Below are 253 nucleotides of genomic sequence, written 5' to 3'. Positions count from 1 at the left end.
TTTTTCGTCTGATACATTGTAGTGATAAATATATGTTCCTGGAACTTCTTCATCCACTTTAGCAACTTCTATTCCATCCTTTGTTATAGTCACTACTATATTTTCTGTTATATCTCCGTCTCTATTATCTTGAGCTGTTGCTCCTGCATCTGTATACGTTCCACCGTAGGTTACTTCTTCTGAAGTATTTCCTACTAGAGTTATTACTGGAGCTTCTTCGTCTTCTTTTACTACTACTGTTCTTGTCACTTCT

At 36.0% G+C, this 253-nt stretch carries 1 protein-coding gene; it reads right to left on the bottom strand.

The genetic code is table 11. The annotated features are described in order from the left end of the window. The coding region (locus ACX6CF_RS25060; protein WP_458788118.1) for an immunoglobulin-like domain-containing protein at positions 1-253 on the bottom strand (253 nt) is incomplete at both ends.

The organism is Vallitalea sediminicola, assembly GCF_054408565.1.
The sequence above is the reverse complement of the archived record's forward strand: the minus strand, read 5'-3'. Positions and strand labels throughout refer to the sequence as shown.